At 61.5% G+C, this 20,662-nt stretch carries 17 protein-coding genes; 4 read left to right on the top strand and 13 right to left on the bottom strand.

Annotation, left to right across the window (positions count from 1 at the left end; genetic code table 11):
• Positions 1-238: 238 nt before the first annotated feature.
• The 5 genes from Q0K06_RS03335 to Q0K06_RS03315 all read right to left on the bottom strand — a co-directional run bounded on the left by Q0K06_RS03335 (position 239) and on the right by Q0K06_RS03315 (position 5,768).
• Positions 239-1,399: a homocysteine S-methyltransferase family protein gene (locus tag Q0K06_RS03335; protein WP_294548585.1), complete on the bottom strand. Its 1,161-nt coding sequence runs from the start codon at positions 1,397-1,399 to the stop codon at positions 239-241.
• A gap of 164 nt (positions 1,400-1,563) precedes the next feature.
• Positions 1,564-2,514, bottom strand: a complete 951-nt coding sequence (locus Q0K06_RS03330) for an ROK family protein (RefSeq protein WP_294548582.1) — start codon at positions 2,512-2,514, stop codon at positions 1,564-1,566.
• Between the two features lie 217 nt (positions 2,515-2,731).
• A complete protein-coding gene (locus Q0K06_RS03325) occupies positions 2,732-3,808 on the bottom strand; it encodes a lysylphosphatidylglycerol synthase transmembrane domain-containing protein (protein ID WP_294548579.1) in 1,077 nt (358 codons plus the stop codon).
• Positions 3,809-3,913: 105 nt separating this feature from the next.
• On the bottom strand, positions 3,914-5,005 hold the full coding sequence (locus Q0K06_RS03320; RefSeq protein WP_294548576.1) for a glycosyltransferase: 1,092 nt from the start codon (positions 5,003-5,005) through the stop codon (positions 3,914-3,916).
• Between the two features lie 220 nt (positions 5,006-5,225).
• Entirely contained in the window at positions 5,226-5,768 is a 543-nt protein-coding gene (locus Q0K06_RS03315; RefSeq protein ID WP_294548573.1) for a 4'-phosphopantetheinyl transferase superfamily protein, read from the bottom strand.
• Between the two features lie 142 nt (positions 5,769-5,910).
• Between Q0K06_RS03315 and Q0K06_RS03310 the strand changes: the two genes are divergently transcribed.
• On the top strand, positions 5,911-6,123 hold the full coding sequence (locus Q0K06_RS03310) for a zinc ribbon domain-containing protein (protein WP_006574732.1): 213 nt from the start codon (positions 5,911-5,913) through the stop codon (positions 6,121-6,123).
• Between the two features lie 50 nt (positions 6,124-6,173).
• Here Q0K06_RS03310 and Q0K06_RS03305 read toward each other — a convergent pair whose 3' ends face one another.
• The gene (locus Q0K06_RS03305; RefSeq protein ID WP_294548568.1) at positions 6,174-7,049 is read right to left on the bottom strand and encodes a DegV family protein; all 876 of its coding nucleotides are present in this window, start codon (positions 7,047-7,049) and stop codon (positions 6,174-6,176) included.
• Between the two features lie 99 nt (positions 7,050-7,148).
• Between Q0K06_RS03305 and Q0K06_RS03300 the strand changes: the two genes are divergently transcribed.
• Complete coding sequence (locus Q0K06_RS03300; RefSeq protein ID WP_294548566.1) at positions 7,149-7,745, top strand: TetR/AcrR family transcriptional regulator; 597 nt, start codon at positions 7,149-7,151, stop codon at positions 7,743-7,745.
• Between the two features lie 45 nt (positions 7,746-7,790).
• Here the strand turns inward: Q0K06_RS03300 and Q0K06_RS03295 are convergent, their stop codons facing one another.
• Positions 7,791-8,822: a DUF2804 domain-containing protein gene (locus tag Q0K06_RS03295; protein WP_294548563.1), complete on the bottom strand. Its 1,032-nt coding sequence runs from the start codon at positions 8,820-8,822 to the stop codon at positions 7,791-7,793.
• A 110-nt stretch (positions 8,823-8,932) separates the two neighbouring features.
• Between Q0K06_RS03295 and Q0K06_RS03290 the strand changes: the two genes are divergently transcribed.
• Both Q0K06_RS03290 and Q0K06_RS03285 read left to right on the top strand, forming a co-directional pair.
• A complete protein-coding gene (locus Q0K06_RS03290; protein WP_294548560.1) occupies positions 8,933-10,102 on the top strand; it encodes a nucleoside recognition domain-containing protein in 1,170 nt (389 codons plus the stop codon).
• Between the two features lie 100 nt (positions 10,103-10,202).
• Entirely contained in the window at positions 10,203-10,412 is a 210-nt protein-coding gene (locus Q0K06_RS03285) for a hypothetical protein (RefSeq protein ID WP_294548557.1), read from the top strand.
• A gap of 51 nt (positions 10,413-10,463) precedes the next feature.
• On the opposite strand, the gene Q0K06_RS03280 is transcribed toward Q0K06_RS03285, so the two are convergent.
• The 6 genes from Q0K06_RS03280 to Q0K06_RS03255 all read right to left on the bottom strand — a co-directional run bounded on the left by Q0K06_RS03280 (position 10,464) and on the right by Q0K06_RS03255 (position 20,545).
• Positions 10,464-12,059 carry an MBL fold metallo-hydrolase gene (locus tag Q0K06_RS03280; RefSeq protein WP_294548554.1) on the bottom strand — a complete coding sequence of 532 codons (1,596 nt, stop codon included), beginning with the start codon at positions 12,057-12,059 and terminating at the stop codon, positions 10,464-10,466.
• Positions 12,060-12,168: 109 nt separating this feature from the next.
• Positions 12,169-12,390: a hypothetical protein gene (locus Q0K06_RS03275; protein ID WP_294548551.1), complete on the bottom strand. Its 222-nt coding sequence runs from the start codon at positions 12,388-12,390 to the stop codon at positions 12,169-12,171.
• A gap of 497 nt (positions 12,391-12,887) precedes the next feature.
• Positions 12,888-14,315, bottom strand: coding sequence for a pyruvate kinase (pyk, locus tag Q0K06_RS03270; protein WP_294548548.1), 1,428 nt, complete (start codon positions 14,313-14,315; stop codon positions 12,888-12,890).
• A gap of 659 nt (positions 14,316-14,974) precedes the next feature.
• On the bottom strand, positions 14,975-18,271 hold the full coding sequence (gene carB / locus Q0K06_RS03265; RefSeq protein ID WP_294548545.1) for a carbamoyl-phosphate synthase large subunit: 3,297 nt from the start codon (positions 18,269-18,271) through the stop codon (positions 14,975-14,977).
• Positions 18,271-19,362, bottom strand: a complete 1,092-nt coding sequence (locus tag Q0K06_RS03260; protein ID WP_294548542.1) for a carbamoyl phosphate synthase small subunit — start codon at positions 19,360-19,362, stop codon at positions 18,271-18,273. Before Q0K06_RS03260 ends, carB begins: the two co-directional genes overlap by 1 nt.
• A gap of 322 nt (positions 19,363-19,684) precedes the next feature.
• The gene (locus tag Q0K06_RS03255; RefSeq protein WP_294548539.1) at positions 19,685-20,545 is read right to left on the bottom strand and encodes a metallophosphoesterase; all 861 of its coding nucleotides are present in this window, start codon (positions 20,543-20,545) and stop codon (positions 19,685-19,687) included.
• Between the last annotated feature and the right edge of the window lie 117 nt (positions 20,546-20,662).

Here is a 20,662-nt window from a genome sequence, read left to right as displayed (position 1 = left end):
TCCGCGCCGCTGAAATAGATCTCACGGCGCTCCTTAGGTAAGATTATAAAAAGCTCCTGCTCCCATAGAGCGGTTTTGTCTCAAGCGGTCTGTTTTCCGCCCGAAACGGTCAAATACAGCTAGAAAAAAAGGGATGTTTTGGTCTTTTTCACCAAATTATCTCCTTTAAAACGCAGCAAAAAGCCCCGCCGGACGCCTTTCAGGCATGTCCGGCAGGGCAGTTATCTCTCTATCCAGTTCAGAGCAGCACCAGGCCGTATTTTTTCGCCATTTCCGCCAGGAACTCCGGCTCCAGGTCGCCGGTGCCGTCCCAGAAGGCCCGGCCCTGATAGACCCGCAGGGCCTGCTCCAGCAGCTCGGGTACGTCGGACCACAGACACAGGGCGTCCCGGATGGCGTACTGGTTCTCCGCAAAGACAGCTACGTCGTCCTCCTCCAGGATGGCGATCTTCAGCGCCCCCTGGGGACAGAGCTCCTCCGCCTCCAGAATCTCCTCCATCAGGTCCGGCGTACACTCGATGGTCTCCCCCACGTCTACGTCGGGAGTAATGAACCGGGCCTCCTTCTCGCTGGCGCAGGGAATCACGTCCGGGTCATGCTCCGGCGGCACAAAGCGTGAGAAATCCGCCTCCTCCAGAGCCCGGCCCAGGGCGGTCGCGCCGTCACCGCTCATGGCCCCGCCGCAGGCAAAGATCTTCACGCCTGACTCCGCCAGCGTCTGGAGGGGCGGCATGTCGCCGCCTGCCACAACCGCCAGTGGGATGGAGGCATAGGGTGTCAGCCGCTGAAGCTGCTCCAGCAGGGCATCCTCCCCCTCGGCACAGGACAGGCCGAAGGCAGCCGCCCCCATGCCCTGCATCACAATCAGCGACGCCAGCACGTCGGTGCCCGACTCTGTGCGCCCCTCCTCGTCGCAGCGGGCCAGCACCACCACCGGCTTGGAGGACGCCTGGCGCACCGCCAATAGGGCGGCCCGCTCCTCGGCCATGGTCATGCCCTCTCCCAGCAGGAACAGGTCCACGCCCGCCTCCTCCAGGGCGGCGGCCTGCTCGGCATAGGCCGTCACCAGTTCCTCAAAGGTCACGTCTCCAAAGGGCTCCAGCTCCTGCCCGGCCGGCCCCATACCGCCGGCCACCAGAACCTTCCCCCCCACCGCCCGGCGGGTCAGATCCACCAGGATTCGGTTATATCCCCGTACGTCCTCCTCTCCGTCCCGTTGGGGCAGGCGGAACCGGTTGCCGCCAAAGGTGGGCGCCGCCACCGCGCCGCAGCCTGCCGCGGCCCAGGTCCGCTGAATCAGGCTCAGCTTCTCCCGGTGCCCGGGGAGCCAGGTGCTCTCCCGGCCGATGGTCCCGCCGTCTTCGGCTCCGCCGATGAGCAGAGGTAGAGGTATGTCCATGGAATTGTCTCCTCCTTGGGCTTCATATATTTGGAATTCAGTATACCGGGTTCCGCTGGAAAATGCAAGGCCATCTTCCCTCCGCCGGGAATGACGGAAGCAGGGCGGCCGCCGCTCCCTGCGGCGCCCGCCCTGGATGGTATATGCTGGAGTTGCCCCCGGCCTCAGCGGAACAGGGGCAGCAGAGCCGCGCCAATGATACCCGCGTCGTTGCCCAGCTGGGCCAGGGTGAGAATGGTGCGGCGCTTGCTGTCCCGGGCATAGTCCTCACGGTCCACAATGGCCCGCACAGGCCCCATCAGGGTCTCGCCGGCGCCGGCCACACCGCCGCCCACACAGAAAATCTCAGGCTGGAAGATGTTAATCAGGCTTGTAATGCCGCAGGCCAGATAGGACTGGTACTCCTCCACCAGTTCCTTGGCCAGCAGGTCGCCCTGGGCCGCCGCGTCAAAGACGGTGCGGGCTTCCACCTTCTCCGGGTCGCCGTCGCACAGCTTCCACAGCAGCGTCTCCCGGTTGTCCTGCATCCGCTCCCGGGCCCGCTTGATAATGGCAGTGGCAGAGGCATAGGTCTCAAAGCAGCCCCGGCGGCCGCAGGTGCACAGCCGGCCGTTGTACTCAATGACAAAGTGGCCTACCTCCAGGCCGGCGTAGTTGAAGCCGGTGTACAGCTTGCCGCCCAGCACGGCGCCTCCGCCCACGCCGGTGCCCAGGGTAATGGCCACCATGGACTGGCTGCCCTTGCCTGCGCCGGCGGCGTACTCGCCCAGAGCAGCGGCGTTGGCGTCGTTCTCAATGTAGACCTCTTTGCCCAGGCGGACCTTGAGCATGTCGGCCAAAGGCACGTTGTGGAAATCCAGGTTGGACCAGTACTCCACAATGCCGTTCTTGGGATCAATGACGCCGGGCGAGCCAATGCCCACCGACGCGATATCGTCTATATTAAAGCCTCCGGCGGCCAGCGCCTGGCGGGCCGCCTCGGTCATGGCGGCCGCCACAGCCTCCGCGCCGGTGCGGGGCGTGGAAATCTTTCCCCTGCTGAGAATGGTGCCTGTCTCATCCACTACGGCGGCGGCCACATTGATGCCGCCCAGGTCGATGCCCAGATACTTCATAAGAAAACGTCCTTCCTTGTCCTACTTTGTTCTTCCGCAGCCGCACCGGACCAGCGCAGCATCCGTTTCTTTCATTATAGCGAAAAAAACCGTGCCCCACAAGAGGCACGGTTTTGTGCACGGTAAAAATAATCCTTTCCCCGGAGACATTTACAGGCGAGGGCTTTCCGCTCTCAGATGGCTTTTTATAGTAAAATATACCGTTTTCTGTACCGCCTTACGCGGCAGGAAGCGCTCTGTTCAGCTTCCCAGCCGCTGCGGACGCGTTTTTTTGGCTGTTACGGCGCTTGGTGGACAGATGCACCGCCAGCGTGACGCAGCCGCTCAGGAGCAGGAAGGCATAGAAGCTGATGCCGCGGGACACAAGCACCGCCGGCGTCACCAGGGACGCGCCGAAGAAGAGGGCAAACAGGGTGACAAACCCTCCCTCGGTAGCGCCCACCGCGCCGGGCAGGGGCAGTGAGGAGGTTGCCAGCGTAAGCAGCGCCTGCGCCCCCACCAGCTCCAGAACTCCGTGTCCGCTGAGGCCGAAGGCCTTATACACCACAAAGGGCACAAGATACAGGGCCGTGAGCTGCACCAGGTTCAGTCCAAGAAGCAGGGGCACCAGAGAGGCGTTTTTCTTAAAGCACTCCGCGCCGGAGCGGTACTCCTCCATCTGCCGCTCCAGCTTCTCTTCGGCGGCAGCACGGTTGCGGACCAGCCGCAGGCGAGCGCCCAGATTCAGCAGGCCGTTCATCAGCCGCCGGGCGGCATTGGGCAGGAACATGAAGCAGAGCATCCCGGCAGTGAGGACCAGCATAACGACCGTGCCGTAGAGCAGCAGCAGCCCCATGCCTGTGCCCATGGCAGAGATCATGCCCGGCATGGCTATGGCCGCAGCAGCGGCGTAGAGGAGCACCGTCACCTGGTAACACACGGCGATCATCATCATGTTCAGGGTCCCATGAGCGGCGGGCACGCCGTTTTTGCTCATGTAGTAGATCTGGGCAGGCTGTCCGCCGGTGGCGGAAGGGGTGATGGAGCTGACATAGAACCCCACAAAGGAGAAGCCCAGGCAGCGGCGGTAGGGCAGCGGATGGCCCAGGCGGCCCAAAATCAGCTTGGAGCACATGGCCTCGCTGCCCACAAAGACGAACATCAGCCCCAGGCCCAGAATCACATAGCCCGGCTTCACCTGGCCCAGCACATCCAGCAGCTGGGAGATGGGCTGGTTATGCAGCAGCAGATAGAAGGTGAGGACAATAAGGGCCAGCAGCAGGACGCCTCCAACCAGACGTTTTCCTTTATTCATGGGCGTGCACCTGCCTCCAGCCCCATACCAGCCGGCCCGCCAGGGCCAACAGCGCTGCCAGCGCAGTCAGCGCCGCAAGCCGCCTCGCAGTACTCTTTTTCTTCATCACGCGCACGCTCCCTTCATCACATGCAGGGTCTCCAGTATGGCGCCCAGGCTGTTCTCTGCCAGCCTGCTCTTCAGGCGGCGCATATTGCCCGCCATAGCCGCCAGCTTCTCCCGGTCATAGATTAGATTTCGAATTGCTTCCAGGCACGCCTCAACCTCCTTGGCCGCCACGGCGCCGATGCCGGCGCGGAGCAGGAACCGGGCGTTGTTGATCTCCTGCTGGAGAAATGGCTCCCAGGCCAGCAGGGGCAGCTCGGAGAAGATGCTCTCAAAGAGCGTAATGCCGCCGGGCTTGGAGAGCATCAGGTCCGCCTGGGCCATGTAGTCGTACACCCGGTCGGTGTACCCCACCACATGGATGTGCTCATACTTTCCCTCCAGCCGCTCCCGCAGCTTCTCGTTCCGGCCGGCGATGATGGTGGTCTCCACCCCGGGCAGGGCGTTGAGCTCTTCGTAGAACCGGTCCTTTCGGGGCAGCAGGCCCAGGCCGCCTCCCATAATGAGCAGGCTCCGCTGCTGGCCGTCCCGGCGGTGGGGCGTGGACTTGAACTGGGCCTTCACCGGGATGCCGGTGGGCACGATGATGGCTGGATTCACACCCTTGCGGGCCAGCTGATCCCGCAGTTCCGGGGTGCCCACCAGATAACAGTCGGTGCCGCTGTTAATCCACTCGCCGTGGACGGACAAATCAGTGATGCAGGTGATGAGCGGCAGCGCCGTCCCGGTCTCCTGCTTCCAGCGGGACACCAGCTGGGCGCACAGGGGATGGGTGGCCACCACCATATCCGGCTCCTCCGCGTCCAGCAGGGTGGACAGGCGGTCCAGAAAGTGCCACTCAAAGGGCGGATGGGCGTCGCTCTCCATATTTTCCGTCATCTTATAGTAAGTATTATAAATCCCGCTGCCGTGAGTGACCAGCAGGGAAAAGCCCTTGTACCACGCCTCAGAAGCGCTGGGTACGGCGTAGTCAATAAAGTCCAGCACCTTGACCTCTGTGCCGGCTTCCTCATCCCGGAACTGCTGCGCCAGAGACTGGGAGGCCGACCAGTGTCCCATACCGAATTTTCCTGTGAGAATCAGGACCTTCATGTCCATCCCTCCTGTCATTATGCGTTTTCTTCCTGTTTACATCTATGAGTATAGCTTCTGAATCTTTAGAAAACCCTGTCCCAAAGCTTAAAGAATGATTAAGAAAAAGGAAATTCCTTGTTTCGAAATTTCAGGCCTTATCACATTATGGACAAAACAGCCCGGCTTTTTTCATAAAATAGGAAAAAAGCCGGGCTGTTTTGTCTCTGTATGTCATCTGTTATGCATTCCAGTGCATTCCGAAATCCCGCCACTGGATCTCACATTCGTCTTCTCCGGCAGCGCACACCGCCGCCCGCCAGCCCTCGCCGGAAAAGTCATGCAGCAGCACGCCCTCCGCCTGTTCGCCGGGCAGGGGCGGGCAGATTTTGGCCGGTCCGGCAATGCTGCCCCCCGTCCGCTTGACCCAGCTCTCCTTCCGGGTCCACAACTGGCAGAATTTCTCCCAGCCGCCCCCCTGGGCCTCAAACCACCGGTACTCCCGGTCGCTGAGCACATACCGGGGCAGACCGGCACGGTGGGGACGCACCCGCTCGATGTCCACCCCCACGCTCTGATCGGAGAAGGCGCAGAGGGCCAGGTCACCGCTGTGGCTCAGGTTGAAATGGATATGGGGCATGGAAGGGAAAAAGGGCTTTCCCATGGGGCCCCGCTCCACAGGCGGCATCTCCTCCAGGCCCCAGATCTCCCGCAGACCCAGCGCCAGCAGCCGCCGGGACGCAGCCCGCCCCTCCTCATTTCTGCTCCCCAGTATCAGCAGCATAATGTCCCCCCTCCACTAAAAGCTGCACTTATTTTAATGCTTTTTATATTGTGTTTTCAATCTGTCTTTTGTACAATGATTGCAAAATCCCGGTGAACTGCCGCTGTCCCCCTTTCCCCGGGAAATAAGGAGTGACGCTTTTATGGAACAGCAACAGTATGTCTGCCCCAAGTGCGGCTGTATGACCTATGAGCACGACCAGTTCCAGGCCACCGGCGGAAACTTCGCCAAGTTCTTCGACATCCAGAACAAGAAGTTTTACACCATCACCTGCACCCGGTGCGGTTACACCGAGCTCTACAAGGCCCAGAACGACACCGGCATGGATATCCTCGACTTCCTCATCGGCGGCTGAAAAAACAGGCGGCGGGAATTTTCCCGCCGCCTGTACTGTATTTTACTGTCTCAGTCCAGCACCTGGACACAGGCGCCCAGAGCCCCCTTGCCGATGTAGACGCTGAGGGTGGCGTCCATCTCCCCCTGCCAGAAGTGGTCGTAGTTGGGGAAGAGCTGCTCCATTCTGGCCCGGAGCTGGGCCATCTCCTCCGGTGCGCCGCCGTTGGCCACCGCCAGGTTGTACCGCTTGTGGTCCCCCAGAGACTTGCACACCAGCTCAATCAGCTTGTCCTGCACCGCCTTGCGTCCCCGGACCTTGGCGATACTCTGGAGCTGTCCGTCCCCGGCAAAGGTGATGAGGGGCTTGATGCTCAGCATGGTCCCCGCCATGGCGGTCACCTTGCCGATGCGCCCGCCCTTGGCCAGATACTCCAGGGTATCCACCGAGAAGAAGGGGTAGGTATTGGCCAGCAGCTTGGGCACCCGCTCCTTCACCAGCTCATCCCAGGACATGCCGTTTTCAATGTCCTCCCATGCCTGGAGCACCGAGATGCCCATGCCCAGCGCGCCGCTGAGGGAGTCGAACACGGCGATCTCCAGGTCGCTCCTGCTCTCACCCAGCAGGCGGACCATGTTGTAGGTGCCGGAAAGCCCCGAAGAGAGGTGGATGGCCAGCACCCGCTCGTACCCATCCGCCTTGATGCGGCTGAGAATCCGGTCGGCGGTGAAGAAATCGGGCAGAGAGGTCTTGGGCAGCTCCCCCGCCTCCAGGCGGCGATAGATGTCGGAGGAGAAAATATCCACTCCGTCGAAATACTCCCCATCCCGGCAGGCGATTTTCAGCGGCACGGTGTAGATGGGCTTGCCCGCCCGCAGCTCCTCTGAGAGGTCAGCGCAGGAATCCGTCAGAATCGCAATCTTATAAGGGTTTGACAACTCTATCATCCTACTCTATAATTAACATTACGGAACATAACATAACAGCGTTATGTGATTATTATATCTAACTTTTCCATCACTGTCAAGCGAGAAGGAGGCCAAAAAATGGATTATCGCGAGCGGCGGAAGGCTCAGGCCAAACAGACGGAGCAGGCCATCCTTCAGGCGGCGATGGAGCTGTCCCACGAGGACAGCTTCGACCATGTGTCCATCCGGGACATCTGCCGCCGGGCCGGTATTACCACCGGCGCTTTTTATCACCATTTCAAGTCAAAGGAAGATATGCTGGTGCGGGGCTTTGCCTCCCTGGACGCCTACATGGAGCGGGCCCTGGACGGCCATGAAAAGGACGACCCGGTATCCCGGCTGTGGCTGCTGCTGTCCAGCTACGCCGGGTTTATGGAGGAGGAGGGCCATGAGCTGGTGGCGCGGTACTATGTCCACCGCCTCTCCAACCCCTCCTTTGAGTCCATGGACCCCTCCCGCTTCACCCACCGGGCCATGCTGGAGTGTCTGCGGCAGACCAGGGACCTGGGGCGGCTGATGCCGGGCAAGTCGCCGGAGTGGGTGGCGGATTTTCTGTTCCGCCACTTCCGGGGCGTGGCCATCGACTGGATTCTCCACCAGGGCTCCTACCCATTATTGCCCAAGCTGGAGCAGGACTATCAGTTCTTCGCCCAGATCTTCCAGCGCACAGCTTAATAGTAAAACAGGGGCGCGTCCTGTGACGCGCCCCTGTTGCTGTCTTTACCACTTGTTTTCCACCCGCTCGGCAAAGCCCATAAAGTTCCGCAGCTCCACCGCTGTGCCGTCGTCCAGCACCGTCCGGCCGGTGAAGCGGCCGAACACCTGGTGCTGGTCGGACTTGAGCACCCCCACGCTGGTGCAGGCCGCCCGGTCCAGAACGGGCTGGAAGTCCATTTCAAAGCGGCCGTCGTCGCTGGTAAAGGTCCAGTTGGCCATGTAGTCGTACCGGCCGCCCTTTTGTGGGATGTGAAAGGCCACCCTGGAGAGCTTATGGGCCTTTCCGCCGTAAAAGAGCATGTTCTCGGTGGCCGCCGAGGTGTCCCCGAAGCCGTAGCCGATGTTGAAGCCGAAGGGCACCCCGTCCGCCAGACCGGAGGCGGAGCCCCAGTACCAGGTGTTGTGGTAGGTCCACACCCCACGGCCCCAGTCCAGGGTGCCGAAGGAGTCCGCCGGGCGGAAGGTGTAGGTCTTATCCCCCAGGGTGACAGCCCCGGAGGCCCGCATGCAGTTGATTTTCTGGTTGTAGTAGAAGTGCCCCGGCTTGTCAAAGGGGGTGCAGATAACCATGGACTCCTCCGGCTCGTCGGTGAGCACCACCCGGGCGTCCAGCGCCTGACCATCCCGGAAATTGTCCATGTGGGCCACCAGCAGCCGCTTGTCCCCGCCGGCCCGGAAGAAGAGGCCGTACCCCTTCCTCGACACCGCCGTGTCCCCCTGTTCAGAAGTGGAGGGCAGGCCGGTGCGGCCCATGGGCAGAAGCCGCATGGGGCTCTTTGTCACCTGCCAGCCCTGATCAAAGTCCAGGAGGGAGATGGAGTCCAGGCCCATATAGGAGTTGTCCGCAATGGTGAGGGCCAGGGCGAAATGGTCGTTCATCACCAGGTAGTAGTCCCACTCCTTCAGCCGGGTGAGCCCTCCCTTTACCTTGCTGCGGTCGTACACCGGCAGAAGCCTTTTGGCGTATCCCGCCTGTGTCAGGTTGCCCTGTTCGTCCAGCAGGGGGATGGGTGCTGTAATCTCATGCTGCTCCACGGCGCTCCCTCCTTTTTCTCTTCTCCATTATATCTTACCTGCCGCTCAGGGGCAAGCGGGCATAGGGACAACCAGCGGGCGCATATCCTGTCTGGACGGGAGGTGGGAGCATGATATCCAAACTGCTGGCCAGGCAGGGAGTGCGGGACGCCATTTTGGGGCTGGCCCTGCTGTGCGCCACCCTGGGGCTCATGTTCTACCCCCAGGAGGCCATGGCGGCCGCCAGGGACGGACTGACACTGTGCTACAATGTGATCATTCCCTCCCTGTTTCCCTTCTTTGTTCTGTCCTCCCTGGTGGTGGAGCTGGGCCTGGCAAGCTACCTGGGGCGGGCTCTGGAGAAGGTCATGCGCCCCCTGTTCAACGTCAGCGGCGCCTGCGCCTCCGCGTTTGCCCTGGGCTTTATCGGCGGCTACCCCGTGGGCGCCAAGACCGCCATCAGCCTCTACGAGAAGGGCATGTGCTCCCGCACTGAGGCGGAACGGCTGCTCTCCTTCTGCAATAACTCCGGCCCCGCCTTTATCCTGGGCGTGGTGGGAGCGGGGGTGTTCGGCAGCAGCAAAATAGGCCTGCTGCTCTACCTGGCCCACGCCGCCGCGTCGCTGTGCGTGGGCATTCTCTTCCGCTTCTACAAGGCGGGCGGCGCCAAACGGGACAGGGAGCGCCCTGCGCCCCGGTTTCAGGCCCAGCGCTTCACCGCCGCCTTCACCGGGTCCATCAAGAGCTCTTTTCTCTCCACCCTTAACATCTGCGCCTTTGTGGTGTTCTTCACTGTGGTTATCAAGCTGCTCTTCCTGTCCGGGGTTCTCTCCGGCCTGTCCCGGGTCCTGGGGACTCTGCTGTCCCCCCTGGGCTTCTCTCAGGCGTGGGCGGAACGGCTGCTTACCGGCTTTCTGGAGATCTCCTCCGGCGTGTGGACTCTGTCCGGTTCCGGGGCTCTGGCGGGGCGTCTGTCCATGGCCGCCTTTATGCTGGGCTGGGCCGGGGTGTCCGTCCACTGCCAGGTGCTGTCCTTCATCGGCGGCAGCGGCCTGAGCGTACGGACCTATCTGGTTGGCAAGCTCCTTCACGGCGGACTGTCCGCCCTGTTTGTGGCGGGACTGTCCCGTCTGTTCTCCTTTGAGGCCCCCGCCGCCTCCTACCTGGCCGACCAGGTGGCCTCCATCGCCGGGCTGGACTTTCACACCGCCCTGGTCATCTCCACCGTGTCCGCCTGGGTTGTGTGGCTCCTCTTCTTTGCCGCCGCAGCCGCCGCCCTTCGGCGCTGCCGGAGGGTGTGAAGTCTGTTTTTCCCCTTTCTCCCCGGTTTTTGTGGAAAATCCCGCCGGAATGCGGTATACTGGTAGGCAGGAAAAGAAACGCCTTCCGGAGGGAACTGACATGCTGTTTCAAAAATCCATTGAACCCCGCTGCGCCTACTGCACCCGCTCCGCGCCGCTGGACGAAGAGAACCTGCTGTGCGCCAAGAAAGGAGTGGTATCCCCCGGGGACCGCTGCCGCGCATTTCACTACGACCCCTTCAAGCGGGTGCCCCCCAGGCCGGTAGCCCCCGACTTCAGCAAGCTGAAGGACGAAGATTTCAAGCTGTAATTTCATTCAAAAAGAGGCTGGAGCAGCGCTCCAGCCTCTTTTTTGTTCCCATCAGCGCGTCCATTTCTCCGCCAGCGCCCGGATCTGGTCGGCGAACTTGGCCAGATCCTTGTTGGCCCCGCCCTTGTTGCTGCGAATAGCCTCCATGAGCTTTTCTCCCGCCTCCTCCAGGCGGCGGTAAGCGGGAGAACCGGCGTCCTGGGGCGCGGCCTTTCTGGGCTGGGGAATCCCCGCTGCCAGCACCTTGCCGGAGAGCAGGTCGTAGACCTCCTCATACTCAGGGGCGTGGGCGGAGAACCCCTGTTCCCGCAGGGTGTTGGCGTAGATCTCGGTGACCTCCGCGTCGCCGTGGACCACAAAGACCTCCTTGGGCCTGGGGTTGTAGTAGTTGATCCAGGCCAGCAGGCCGTTCCGGTCGGCGTGGGAGGACAGGCCGTGGCACTGGGTAATCTCCGCGTTGACGGCAATGGTCTCACCGAACAGCTTGACCTCCTTGGCCCCCTCCAGCAGCCGGCGGCCCAGGCTGCCCTCGGCCTGATAGCCCACAAAGACCACGGTGCACTCCCTGCGCCACAGGTTGTGCTTCAGGTGATGGCGGATCCGGCCGGCGTCGCACATGCCGGAGGCGGAGATGATGACCTTGGGAGTCTTGTCTGTGTTCAGGGCCTTGGACTCCTCGCTGCTCTCCACCAGGGTCAGGCCGGGGAAGGTGAACAGGGCCTCCCCGTCCCGCACCACCTCCAGGGCATCCTCGTCCAGGTAGCCGTGGAGGTCGCCGGAGAAGATGCGGGTGGCCTCCCGGGCCAGGGGGGAGTCCACGCAGACCTGAAAGTTGGGGGCGTTGGGGGCCAGGTTCTCCTCTTTAATCTCCCGGATAAAGTAGAGCAGCTCCTGGGTGCGGCCCACGGCAAAGGAGGGAATCACCACGTTGCCCCCGCGGCTCAGGGTGCGGTCGATGATGTCCGCCAGCTGCTCTTTGTACTCCCCATTGCCCTGGTGGAGCCGGTCGCCGTAGGTGCTCTCCGTGAGGACGTAGTCTGCCTCCTGGATGTACTGGGGATCCCGGATAATGGGCTGGTCGTGGTTGCCGATGTCGCCGGAAAAGACGATCTTCCGGGTCTGGCCCCCCTCGGTAAGCCAGATTTCCGCACTGGCGGAGCCCAGCAGATGCCCGGCGTCGGTGAAACGAAGGCGGGCGGCGCCGGGAAGGATGTCCAGCTCCTGGCCGTACTCGCAGGAGACCAGCTGCTTCAGGGTCAGCTCCGCATCCTCCACAGTGTACAGCGGCTCCACCGGCGGGCGGCCGGCCCGCTTGCCCTTCTGGTTCTCCCACTGGGCGTCGCTCTCCTGGATGTGGGCAGAGTCCCGCAGCATGATGGACAGCAGCTGGGCGGTGAGCCGGGTGCAGTAGATGGGACCGTCAAAGCCCTGCTTGACCAGCAGAGGCAGGCGGCCGGAGTGGTCAATGTGAGCGTGGGTCACCACAACGGCGTCGATATACCCGGGCGTAAAGTCCAGACGGCTGTTGTCCTGCTCGTCCCGCCCCTGCTGAAGTCCGCAGTCCACCAGAATCCGCTTTCCGCCGCACTCCACGCAGTGACAGCTGCCGGTGACCGCCTTGGCCGCGCCGAAAAAGGTCAGTTTCATACCAGGCACCTCCTTTTTATGCTTCTGAGTTCATTGTAACCTTCCCGTACAGGAAATGCAATCAGGAGGTGAGTGTGGGCATGTAGAATTTCCGCCTGTCCGCCTTTTCTCACCAGAGGCTGTCCACCGCCAGGCGCTGGATATAGGCTGAGAGCGTGCGGTAGGACGGGCAGAAAATCCGCCGTCCTGCCGCCAGGGAGAGGGCTTGATTCCAGTCCTCCAGGCTATACGTATTCAGGGCCTGAACTGTCAGCAGGGTAAGCAGCCACACCGGGTCGGGGCGCTCTACGCCCTGCCGCTCCCGGAGGCGGCGCAGAATAGGGTTTTCCATGATGGGTATCCCGCCTTTCTTCTCCCCATCCTATGCACTGCACGGCCCAGAGAACCGCCCACAGGCAGAAAAAGAGCGGGGGATCGCTCCCCCGCTCTCTCGTCTGGCCTTGTGCTTACACCACCTGAGCCTTAATCAGGTTGGTGGTGCCGCTCTTGTCCCGCGGAACCCGTTCCGCGGGAGCCCTGTCCTTTTTATCTGCTGGGGCGGAGTGAATCCGCCCCGCATCAAGCCTTTGCAACAGACAAAGGCTTGGATCGGCAAGAGCGGGGGATCGCTCCCCCGCTCTCTCGTCTGGTTTTGTGCTTACACCACCTGAGCCTTAATCAGGTTGGTGGTGCCGCTCTTGTCCCGCGGAACCCGTTCCGCGGGAGCCCTGTCCTTTTTATCTGCTGGGGCGGAGTGAATCCGCCCCGCATCAAGCCTTTGCAACAGACAAAGGCTTGGATCGGCAAGAGCGGGGGATCGCTCCCCCGCTCTCTCGTCTGGCCTTGTGCTTACACCACCTGAGCCTTAATCAGGTTGGTAGTGCCGCTCTTGCCGATGGGCACACCGGCAGTGATAACCACAGTGTCGCCGCACTTCACAGCGCCCTCCTTGCGGGCCACCTCCACGCTCATGGAGAACAGGCGGTCGGTGGAGTCCACAAAGCCGGTCAGATAGGAGTGGACGCCCCAGGAGATGGCCAGCTGACGGCGGACCTTCTCGCTCTGGCACACGGCCACGATGGGGCAGGCGGGACGGAAGCGGGAAATCACTCTGGGCGTATAGCCGGACTCAGTGGGCGCCAGGATGGCGGTGGCGTTCAGGTCCATGGCGGTCATGCAGCAGGTGTGGGTAATGGCGTCGCTGATGGTGGACACATTGAGCCGGATGCTGCGCTCACGGAAGCGGCCCCAGTAATTGATGGCGGACTCAGCAGCCGTCACGGTGGACACCATGGCCTCAACGGCCTCGATGGGGTACTTGCCGGAGGCGGTCTCGCCGGAGAGCATCACGCAGGAGGTGCCGTCGAACACGGCGTTGGCCACGTCGGAGACCTCGGCACGGGTGGGCCGGGGATTGCGGATCATGGAGTCCAGCATCTGGGTGGCGGTGATGACGGGCTTGCCGGCCATGATAGTGGCCTTGATCATCTTCTTCTGGAGAATGGGCACCTCCTGAGCGGGAATCTCCACGCCCAGGTCGCCGCGGGCCACCATCAGGCCGTCGGAGGCGTCGATGATCTCCTGCAGGTTGTCCACGCCCTCCCGGTTCTCAATCTTGGAGATGATGCGGATGTTGTCTCCGCCGCACTCATGCAGCCAAGCGCGGATGTCCTCCACGTCGCTGGCCTTGCGGACAAAGGAGGCGGCGATAAAGTCAAAGTCGTTCTCCACGGCAAACTTCAGGTCGTCCTTGTCCTTCTCAGTGAGGGAGGGCAGCAGAATGTGCACATCGGGAATGTTGATGGACTTATTGTTGGACAGGGGGCCGCCGTTCTCCACCAGGCAGATGATCTCCTGGCCCTTGACCTCCTGCACCAGCAGGTCAATCAGGCCGTCGTCCACCAGGATGTGATTGCCGGGCGCCACCTCGTTGTGCAGGTTGGCATAGGTGACGGACACGCGGTTGGCATCGCCCTCGCACTCGGCGGTGGTCAGGGTGAAGGTATCGTCCTTCTTCAGCTCGATTCGGCCGTCCTTGAAGGTCTTGATGCGGATCTCAGGGCCCTTGGTATCCAGAATGGCGGCCACAGGGATGCCCAGCTCGTCCCGCACGCGCTTAAGCTTGGTCAGCTGAGCCAGGTGGCTCTCGTGGGTACCGTGGGAGAAGTTAAAGCGGGCGGCATTCATGCCGGCAAGAATCAGCTTACGGATCATTTCCTCGCTGTCCACGGCGGGGCCCAGCGTGCAGATAATCTTTGTCTTTCTCATATCGGACATAACTTATATACCTCCATATTGGTGGTCGTTTTAGGGGATTTTAATACCTTTATGGGATAATCATACTACAAAGGCAGGCGTTTGAAAAGAGGTAATCACCACAATACCAAAGATTTAACAATTTCCTTAATCGTCATTTTACCCATACTGTTTCCAGCAATTTCCCATTTATCTGTTTCTTCTCCCATGTTAAGTCTTTTCTTATTCCATTCTCTTCTTCACGGTACCGCATCAAGATTCTGCCTTGAAAAAGAGCGCTGTGCCTGTCCCGGACAGGTCCAGCAGAGATGAGAGACTGGAGCGGCGTCTCTCCAACTAAACCTCGCTCGTTCCTACCAGAGCTTTTGTACTGTCTGCATAATTGGGGCAGTTCCCTCTTTTTACACGATACAGGCCTTTAGCCCCCTAATTCCTGTGGATGTACTGATTACATCGCTCGAGGTAACCACTTTTAAGAGATTCATGAACACGCAATGGCCGTTGCGATAGTTTACAAGTATGAGTTGAAGTTTGTCCTCACGTGGAACACAGGATAAGCGATTTGGAACAACTCGGGATTTGCGCCGAGCAGAATCCAGCGGCGATTCTTGCAAACCGCAGTTGATAATGATAAGAAATGTCCGCACCGGAGAAATTCTCCGGTGCGGACATTTTTGCTTTTAAATGGTGGTGATGTCGATGGGGCGCAGGTCGGCGCTGCGGCCCTGCTCCCGGACAGTGAGGATAGCCCGGGCGGTATCGATGGCGGTGACGCAGGGCACCGAGTGCTCCACGGCGGAGCGGCGAATCTTGAAGCCGTCGGAGCTGTGTTTGCGGCCCCGGGTGGGGGTGTTGATGACCAGATCCACAGAGCCGGAGGCGATCATGTCCAGAATATTGGGGTGAGCCTCGGACACCCTGGCCACCCGGCGGCACTTGACCCCGGCGGCCTCCAGGGCGTCGGCAGTACCGGAGGTGGCCAGGATCTCAATGCCCATATCGGCCATTCCCCGGGCAATACCCACGATTTCCCCCTTGTCCTCATCCTTCACGGTGACGATAACCCGGCCGTCCCGCTTGGGCACCTTCATGTTGGCGCCCTTGAAGGCCTTCAGCAGGGCCTGGGGGAAGGACTCGGCCAGGCCCAGGCACTCGCCGGTGGACTTCATCTCGGGACCAAGACCGGTATCCACGTCGGTCAGCTTCTCGAAGGAGAACACGGGCATTTTCACAGCGTAGTAGCTGGCCTCGGGATAGATGCCGGTGCCGTACCCCAGATTCTTCAGCTTCTGGCCCAGCATGACCTTGGTGGCCAGATCAATGATGGGCACACCGGTGACCTTGGAGATATAGGGGATGGTACGGGAGGAGCGGGGATTGACCTCAATGACGTAGATCTCATCGTTGTAGAGGATATACTGGGCGTTGATAAGGCCGATGACCCCCAGATGCTTGGCCATGTCCCGGGTGTATCGCAGGATCATGTCCTTGTGCTTGTCCTCCAGGTGGAGAGGGGGATAGACGGCGATGGAGTCTCCGGAGTGGACGCCGGAGCGCTCCACGTGCTCCATGATGCCGGGAAGCAGAATGTCCTCCCCGTCGAATACGCCGTCCACCTCCAGCTCCCGGCCCATCAGGTACTTGTCCACCAGAATGGGATGCTCCTGGACGGTCATGTTGATGATCTTCATGAAGTCGATGATGTTCTTGTCGGAGTAGGCGATCTCCATGCCCTGGCCGCCCAGCACGTAGGAGGGACGGACCAGCACGGGGTAGCCCAGCTCCCGGGCGGCGGTGAGGGCTTCCTCGGTGGTAAAAACAGTGCGGCCCTTGGCGCGGGGGATGCCGCACTGCTCCAGAATCTCATCAAACCGCTCCCGGTCCTCGGCGGCGTCCACGCCGTCGGCCGGGGTGCCCAGGATGGGCACGCCCATGTCGGTGAGGGCCTGAGCCAGCTTGATGGCGGTCTGGCCGCCGAACTGGACCACAGCGCCCCAGGGCTTCTCCAGCTCCACCACAGCCTCCACGTCCTCGGGAGTCAGAGGCTCAAAGTAGAGCTTGTCGGCCACGTCGAAGTCGGTGGACACGGTCTCCGGGTTGTTGTTGATGATGATGGTCTCATAGCCCAGGCGCTTGAAAGCCCAGACGGAGTGGACGGAGCAGTAGTCGAATTCAATGCCCTGGCCGATGCGGATGGGGCCGGAGCCCAGCACCAGCACCTTCTTCCGCTCGCCGGCGCCCCCGGTGCGGTGGGGAGCGGAAGTAACGGCGGCAAGATAGGGCGCCTCGGGGATGTGGGGCGCCATCTCCCCCACCTGGGGCATGTGGAGCTCCTCAGCGGCCTCATTTTCCTCGTCATAAGTGGAATAGTAGTAGGGCGTCTGGGCCTCAAACTCAGCGGCGCAGGTATCCACCATCTTGAAGGCGGGGACAATGCCGTAGCTCTCCCGCAGGGTCTTGATCTCCTTCCGCTCCTTGCCGGACAGGGCGGCGATCCAGGCGTCGGAGAAGCCCATCTCCTTGGCCTGACGGAGGGTGTCGGCGTCCAGATGGCCGTGGTCCAGCTTGTCCTCCATGTCCACAATCAGCTTGAACCGGTCCAGGAACCACAGGTCGTACTTGGTGATCTTGTTGATCTTCTCGGGAGAGAAGCCCCGGCGCAGAGCCTCAGCCACCACGAAGAGCCGCTGGTCGTCGATGTTCACCAGCCGCTCCTCAATCTCCTCGGTGTACAGCTCGTCCAGACCGGGCAGGCGCAGGGACTTTACGGGCAGCTCCAGGGAGCGGATGGCCTTCATCAGGGCGCCCTCGAAGGAGTTGCCGATGGCCATGACCTCGCCGGTGGCCTTCATCTGAGTGCCCAGAGTGCGGCTGGCGGTGGTGAACTTGTCAAAGGGCAGGCGGGGGAGCTTGAGCACGCAGTAGTCCAGGGTGGGCTCAAAGCAGGCGGTGGTCTTGCCGGTGACGGCGTTGGGGATCTCGTCCAGGGTGTAGCCCAGGGCGATCTTGGCGGCCACCTTGGCGATGGGATAGCCGGTGGCCTTGGAGGCCAGGGCGGAGGAGCGGCTCACACGGGGGTTGACCTCGATGACCGCGTACTCGAAGGAGTCGGGGTTCAGTGCCAGCTGCACGTTGCAGCCGCCCTCGATCTCCAGGGCGGAGATGATGTCCAGAGAGGCCTTGCGGAGCATCTGGAACTCCTTGTTGGCCAGGGTCTGGGTGGGAGCCACCACGATGGAGTCGCCGGTGTGGACGCCCACGGGGTCAATGTTCTCCATGGAGCAGATCTGAATGACGTTGCCTGCGGAGTCCCGCATGACCTCGAACTCGATCTCCTTCCAGCCGGAAATGCACCGCTCGATGAGCACCTGGCCCACCCGGCTCAGGTGAATGCCCCGGTCGGCGATCTCCCGGAGGGAGGGCTCGTCGTAGGCGATGCCGCCGCCGGTACCGCCCAGGGTGTAGGCGGGCCGGACAATGACGGGGTAGCCGATGGAGGCGGCGAAGGCCACGGCGTCCTCCACACTCTCCACCACGTCGGAGGTAACGCAGGGCTGGCCGATGGCCTCCATGGCGTCCTTGAAGCCCTGGCGGTCCTCCGCCTTGCGGATAGACTCGGGGCTGGTGCCCAGCAGGCGCACGCCGTACTTCTGCAGGATACCCTGCTCGTGGAGGTTCATGGCCAGGTTCAGGCCGGTCTGGCCGCCCAGGGTGGGCAGAATGGAGTCGGGCCGCTCCTTCTCAATGACCTGCTCCACGCTGGCCAGGTTCAGAGGCTCAATATACACGTGGTCGGCGATGTCTTTGTCGGTCATGATGGTGGCGGGGTTGGAGTTGACCAGCACCACCTCCACGCCCTCTTCCTTCAGGGCCCGGCAGGCCTGGGTGCCGGCGTAGTCAAACTCGGCGGCCTGGCCGATGACGATGGGGCCGGAGCCCAGCACCAGCACCTTCTTGATGTTTGGATTCTTGGGCATTACCGCGCCCCTCCCTTCTGCTTCATCATGTCCACAAAGTTGTCAAACAGATACTCGGTATCCATGGGTCCGGGGGAGGCCTCCGGGTGGAACTGGACGGTAAAGCAGTTGGGCCGCTTGTACTTCAGGCCCTCCACGCTGCCCTCGTTCACGTTCACGTGGGAGATCTCGGCCACCGCCGGGTCCACGCTCTCCCTGGTGACCACGTAGCCGTGGTTCTGGCTGGTGATATAGGCCCGGCCGTGCTCCAGGTCCTTTACCGGGTGGTTGCCGCCCCGGTGGCCAAAGCGCATCTTCCGGGTCTGGGCGCCGGTGGCTAGAGCCAGGAGCTGGTGGCCCAGGCAGACGGCGAAGAGGGGCAGGTCGGACTGGTAGAGCTTCTTCACCTCTTCGATAATGGCGGTGTTGTCCGCCGGGTCGCCGGGGCCGTTGGACAGCATCACGCCGTCAAAGCCGCCGGTGAGGACGGTCTCGGCGCCGGTGTGGGCGGGGTACACCGTGACCTGGCAGCCCCGCTTCTGGAGGCAGCGGATCATGTTCTCCTTCACGCCGTAGTCCATCAGGGCCACCCGCAGCTGCTGCTCCCCCATGGCGGGATACACCTGGGGCGCCTTCCGGGTCACGGCCTCCACGGTGCCCTCCACCCGGTAGGCCCTGATCTTCTCCAGACAGTCCTGGACAGAAAAATGCTCCGCACAGGTGATCATGCCGTTCATGGTCCCCTCGCTGCGGAGTATTCTCGTCAGTGCGCGGGTGTCCACGCCCTCAATACCGGTGATATCATATTGTTTCAGGTACTCGTTCAGGCCGCCCTCGCAGCGGAAATTGCTGCCCCGGGTGGTGAGATGGCGGACAACAAATGCCTCCGCCCAGGGACGGGAGGACTCGTTATCCTCGTGGTTTACGCCGTAATTGCCGATCAGGGGATAGGACATCACAATGCCCTGTCCGGCGTAGGAGGGATCGGTCAGGATTTCCTGATAGCCCGTCATGGAGGTGTTGAACACCATCTCGCACACACGGTCCGCGGTGGAGCCGATGCTGCGGCCCACGAAGGTCATGCCGTTGGCCAGGATCAAGGTCGCTTTCATCGCTTGTATCACGCCTTTCGTTCCTATCGTTCCGCTGCCAGAGCGCAAAACACAGAAAAAATCTTCTCCATGCTACACGAAAGGGAACCGAAACGGTTCCCTTTCTCCGCGCACAGCCCACCGGCTTTTCTGCTGGTTGGCGCTCTGACAGCCTGTTATCTTATTGATTGTACCCTACTTATCCCATTTCGGGCAACTGTCTTTTTTCAGCATAGGCAAAAATCGTAATTTTATACAAAACTTCTGATGAAATCTGGCTTTTTTGCTGGCAAACCAGTCTCTTTATTCAAAAATCTTTGCACGATGCAAAATTATTTTTTGCTCAGTTCTGCTCTTTGGGTATCAAATCCAACACCACCAGCTCGGGCCGGTTGAACAGGCGGGGAATCCGGGTGCTCTCTCTGGCCAGCCCCCGGCTGACCGCCATGACCTGCTTTCCCAGGTCATACAGCCCTCCGGCGTACTTGGGAAACAGCCCCTGGTCAGGGGCCAGCAGGCCGTTGATGAGCCCTGGAACCCGCCACTGGCCGCCGTGGGCGTGACCGGCCGCAGTCAGGTCGAAGTCATATTGCAGGTACGTCTCCACCCGCTCGGGGCGGTGGGTCACCAGGATAGTGAAGCATCTTCCGTCCGCTCCCTCCCCCGCCTTGGCCAGCTGTTCCGTCCATTCCGCCTCACCCACCGCCGGGTCGTCCACGCCGCAGATGCGCAGGCTCTGGCCGTTGAGCTCCACGTCCTCCCAGCCGCCTGCCAGCACCGCCGCGCCGCAGTCAGCCATCGTTTCCCTGATTTCCTCCACATGGCCGCTCCAGAATTCATGGTTGCCGGTGACATAATAGGTGGGATACCGCTCTGCCAAAGTCCGCACCACAGTATAGGCGTTCTCCACCGGCAGGCTGGGGTCGTCGTCCACAATATCGCCCCCCAGCAGCACCAGGTCGGGCGACTCCGCCTCCACTGCATCCAGCAGTTCCCGCTGGCCCGCGCCATAATTGCAGCAGTGGAGATCGGTAATCAGCGCCACCCGAACCCCGCCGCTCAATTTTTCACTCTCCACCTGATAGTGGGACACGGTAAGCCGGCTGTCCAGCCCCACGGCCAGTCCTGCCACAGCCGCGGCCAGTACGCCGGCACAGAGCAATCTCTTTTTTCTCTTGGTAATGGAAAGCACCTCCCGCAGCATGTTTTTCTCATTTTATGTCTTTCCCCCATTTTCGTCAATCTTGAGTCACAACCTCCGGCTAAGCCGGAGGCTTGATTAAGCCCTATAAGGGCATAATACAGACAATACCCCTAAAGG

The organism is uncultured Pseudoflavonifractor sp. (assembly GCF_944387805.1).
Classification (GTDB): Bacteria; Bacillota; Clostridia; order Oscillospirales; family Oscillospiraceae; genus Pseudoflavonifractor.
Note: the sequence above shows the minus strand (reverse complement) of the source record. Positions and strands in the feature narration are given on the sequence as shown.

Excerpts from the sequence above, each read along its gene's own strand:
- Q0K06_RS03310 (WP_006574732.1), top strand. The coding sequence starts at position 5,911 with ATGGAACAGCAACAGTATGTCTGCCCCAAGTGCGGCTGTATGACCTAT.
- Q0K06_RS03280 (WP_294548554.1), bottom strand. The coding sequence starts at position 12,059 with ATGAAACTGACCTTTTTCGGCGCGGCCAAGGCGGTCACCGGCAGCTGT.
- Q0K06_RS03260 (WP_294548542.1), bottom strand. The coding sequence starts at position 19,362 with ATGAAAGCGACCTTGATCCTGGCCAACGGCATGACCTTCGTGGGCCGC.
- carB (WP_294548545.1), bottom strand. The coding sequence starts at position 18,271 with ATGCCCAAGAATCCAAACATCAAGAAGGTGCTGGTGCTGGGCTCCGGC.
- Q0K06_RS03285 (WP_294548557.1), top strand. The coding sequence starts at position 10,203 with ATGCTGTTTCAAAAATCCATTGAACCCCGCTGCGCCTACTGCACCCGC.
- Q0K06_RS03275 (WP_294548551.1), bottom strand. The coding sequence starts at position 12,390 with ATGGAAAACCCTATTCTGCGCCGCCTCCGGGAGCGGCAGGGCGTAGAG.
- Q0K06_RS03335 (WP_294548585.1), bottom strand. The coding sequence starts at position 1,399 with ATGGACATACCTCTACCTCTGCTCATCGGCGGAGCCGAAGACGGCGGG.
- Q0K06_RS03325 (WP_294548579.1), bottom strand. The coding sequence starts at position 3,808 with ATGAATAAAGGAAAACGTCTGGTTGGAGGCGTCCTGCTGCTGGCCCTT.
- Q0K06_RS03255 (WP_294548539.1), bottom strand. The coding sequence starts at position 20,545 with ATGCTGCGGGAGGTGCTTTCCATTACCAAGAGAAAAAAGAGATTGCTC.
- Q0K06_RS03290 (WP_294548560.1), top strand. The coding sequence starts at position 8,933 with ATGATATCCAAACTGCTGGCCAGGCAGGGAGTGCGGGACGCCATTTTG.
- Q0K06_RS03330 (WP_294548582.1), bottom strand. The coding sequence starts at position 2,514 with ATGAAGTATCTGGGCATCGACCTGGGCGGCATCAATGTGGCCGCCGCC.
- Q0K06_RS03300 (WP_294548566.1), top strand. The coding sequence starts at position 7,149 with ATGGATTATCGCGAGCGGCGGAAGGCTCAGGCCAAACAGACGGAGCAG.
- pyk (WP_294548548.1), bottom strand. The coding sequence starts at position 14,315 with ATGTCCGATATGAGAAAGACAAAGATTATCTGCACGCTGGGCCCCGCC.
- Q0K06_RS03315 (WP_294548573.1), bottom strand. The coding sequence starts at position 5,768 with ATGCTGCTGATACTGGGGAGCAGAAATGAGGAGGGGCGGGCTGCGTCC.
- Q0K06_RS03320 (WP_294548576.1), bottom strand. The coding sequence starts at position 5,005 with ATGAAGGTCCTGATTCTCACAGGAAAATTCGGTATGGGACACTGGTCG.
- Q0K06_RS03305 (WP_294548568.1), bottom strand. The coding sequence starts at position 7,049 with ATGATAGAGTTGTCAAACCCTTATAAGATTGCGATTCTGACGGATTCC.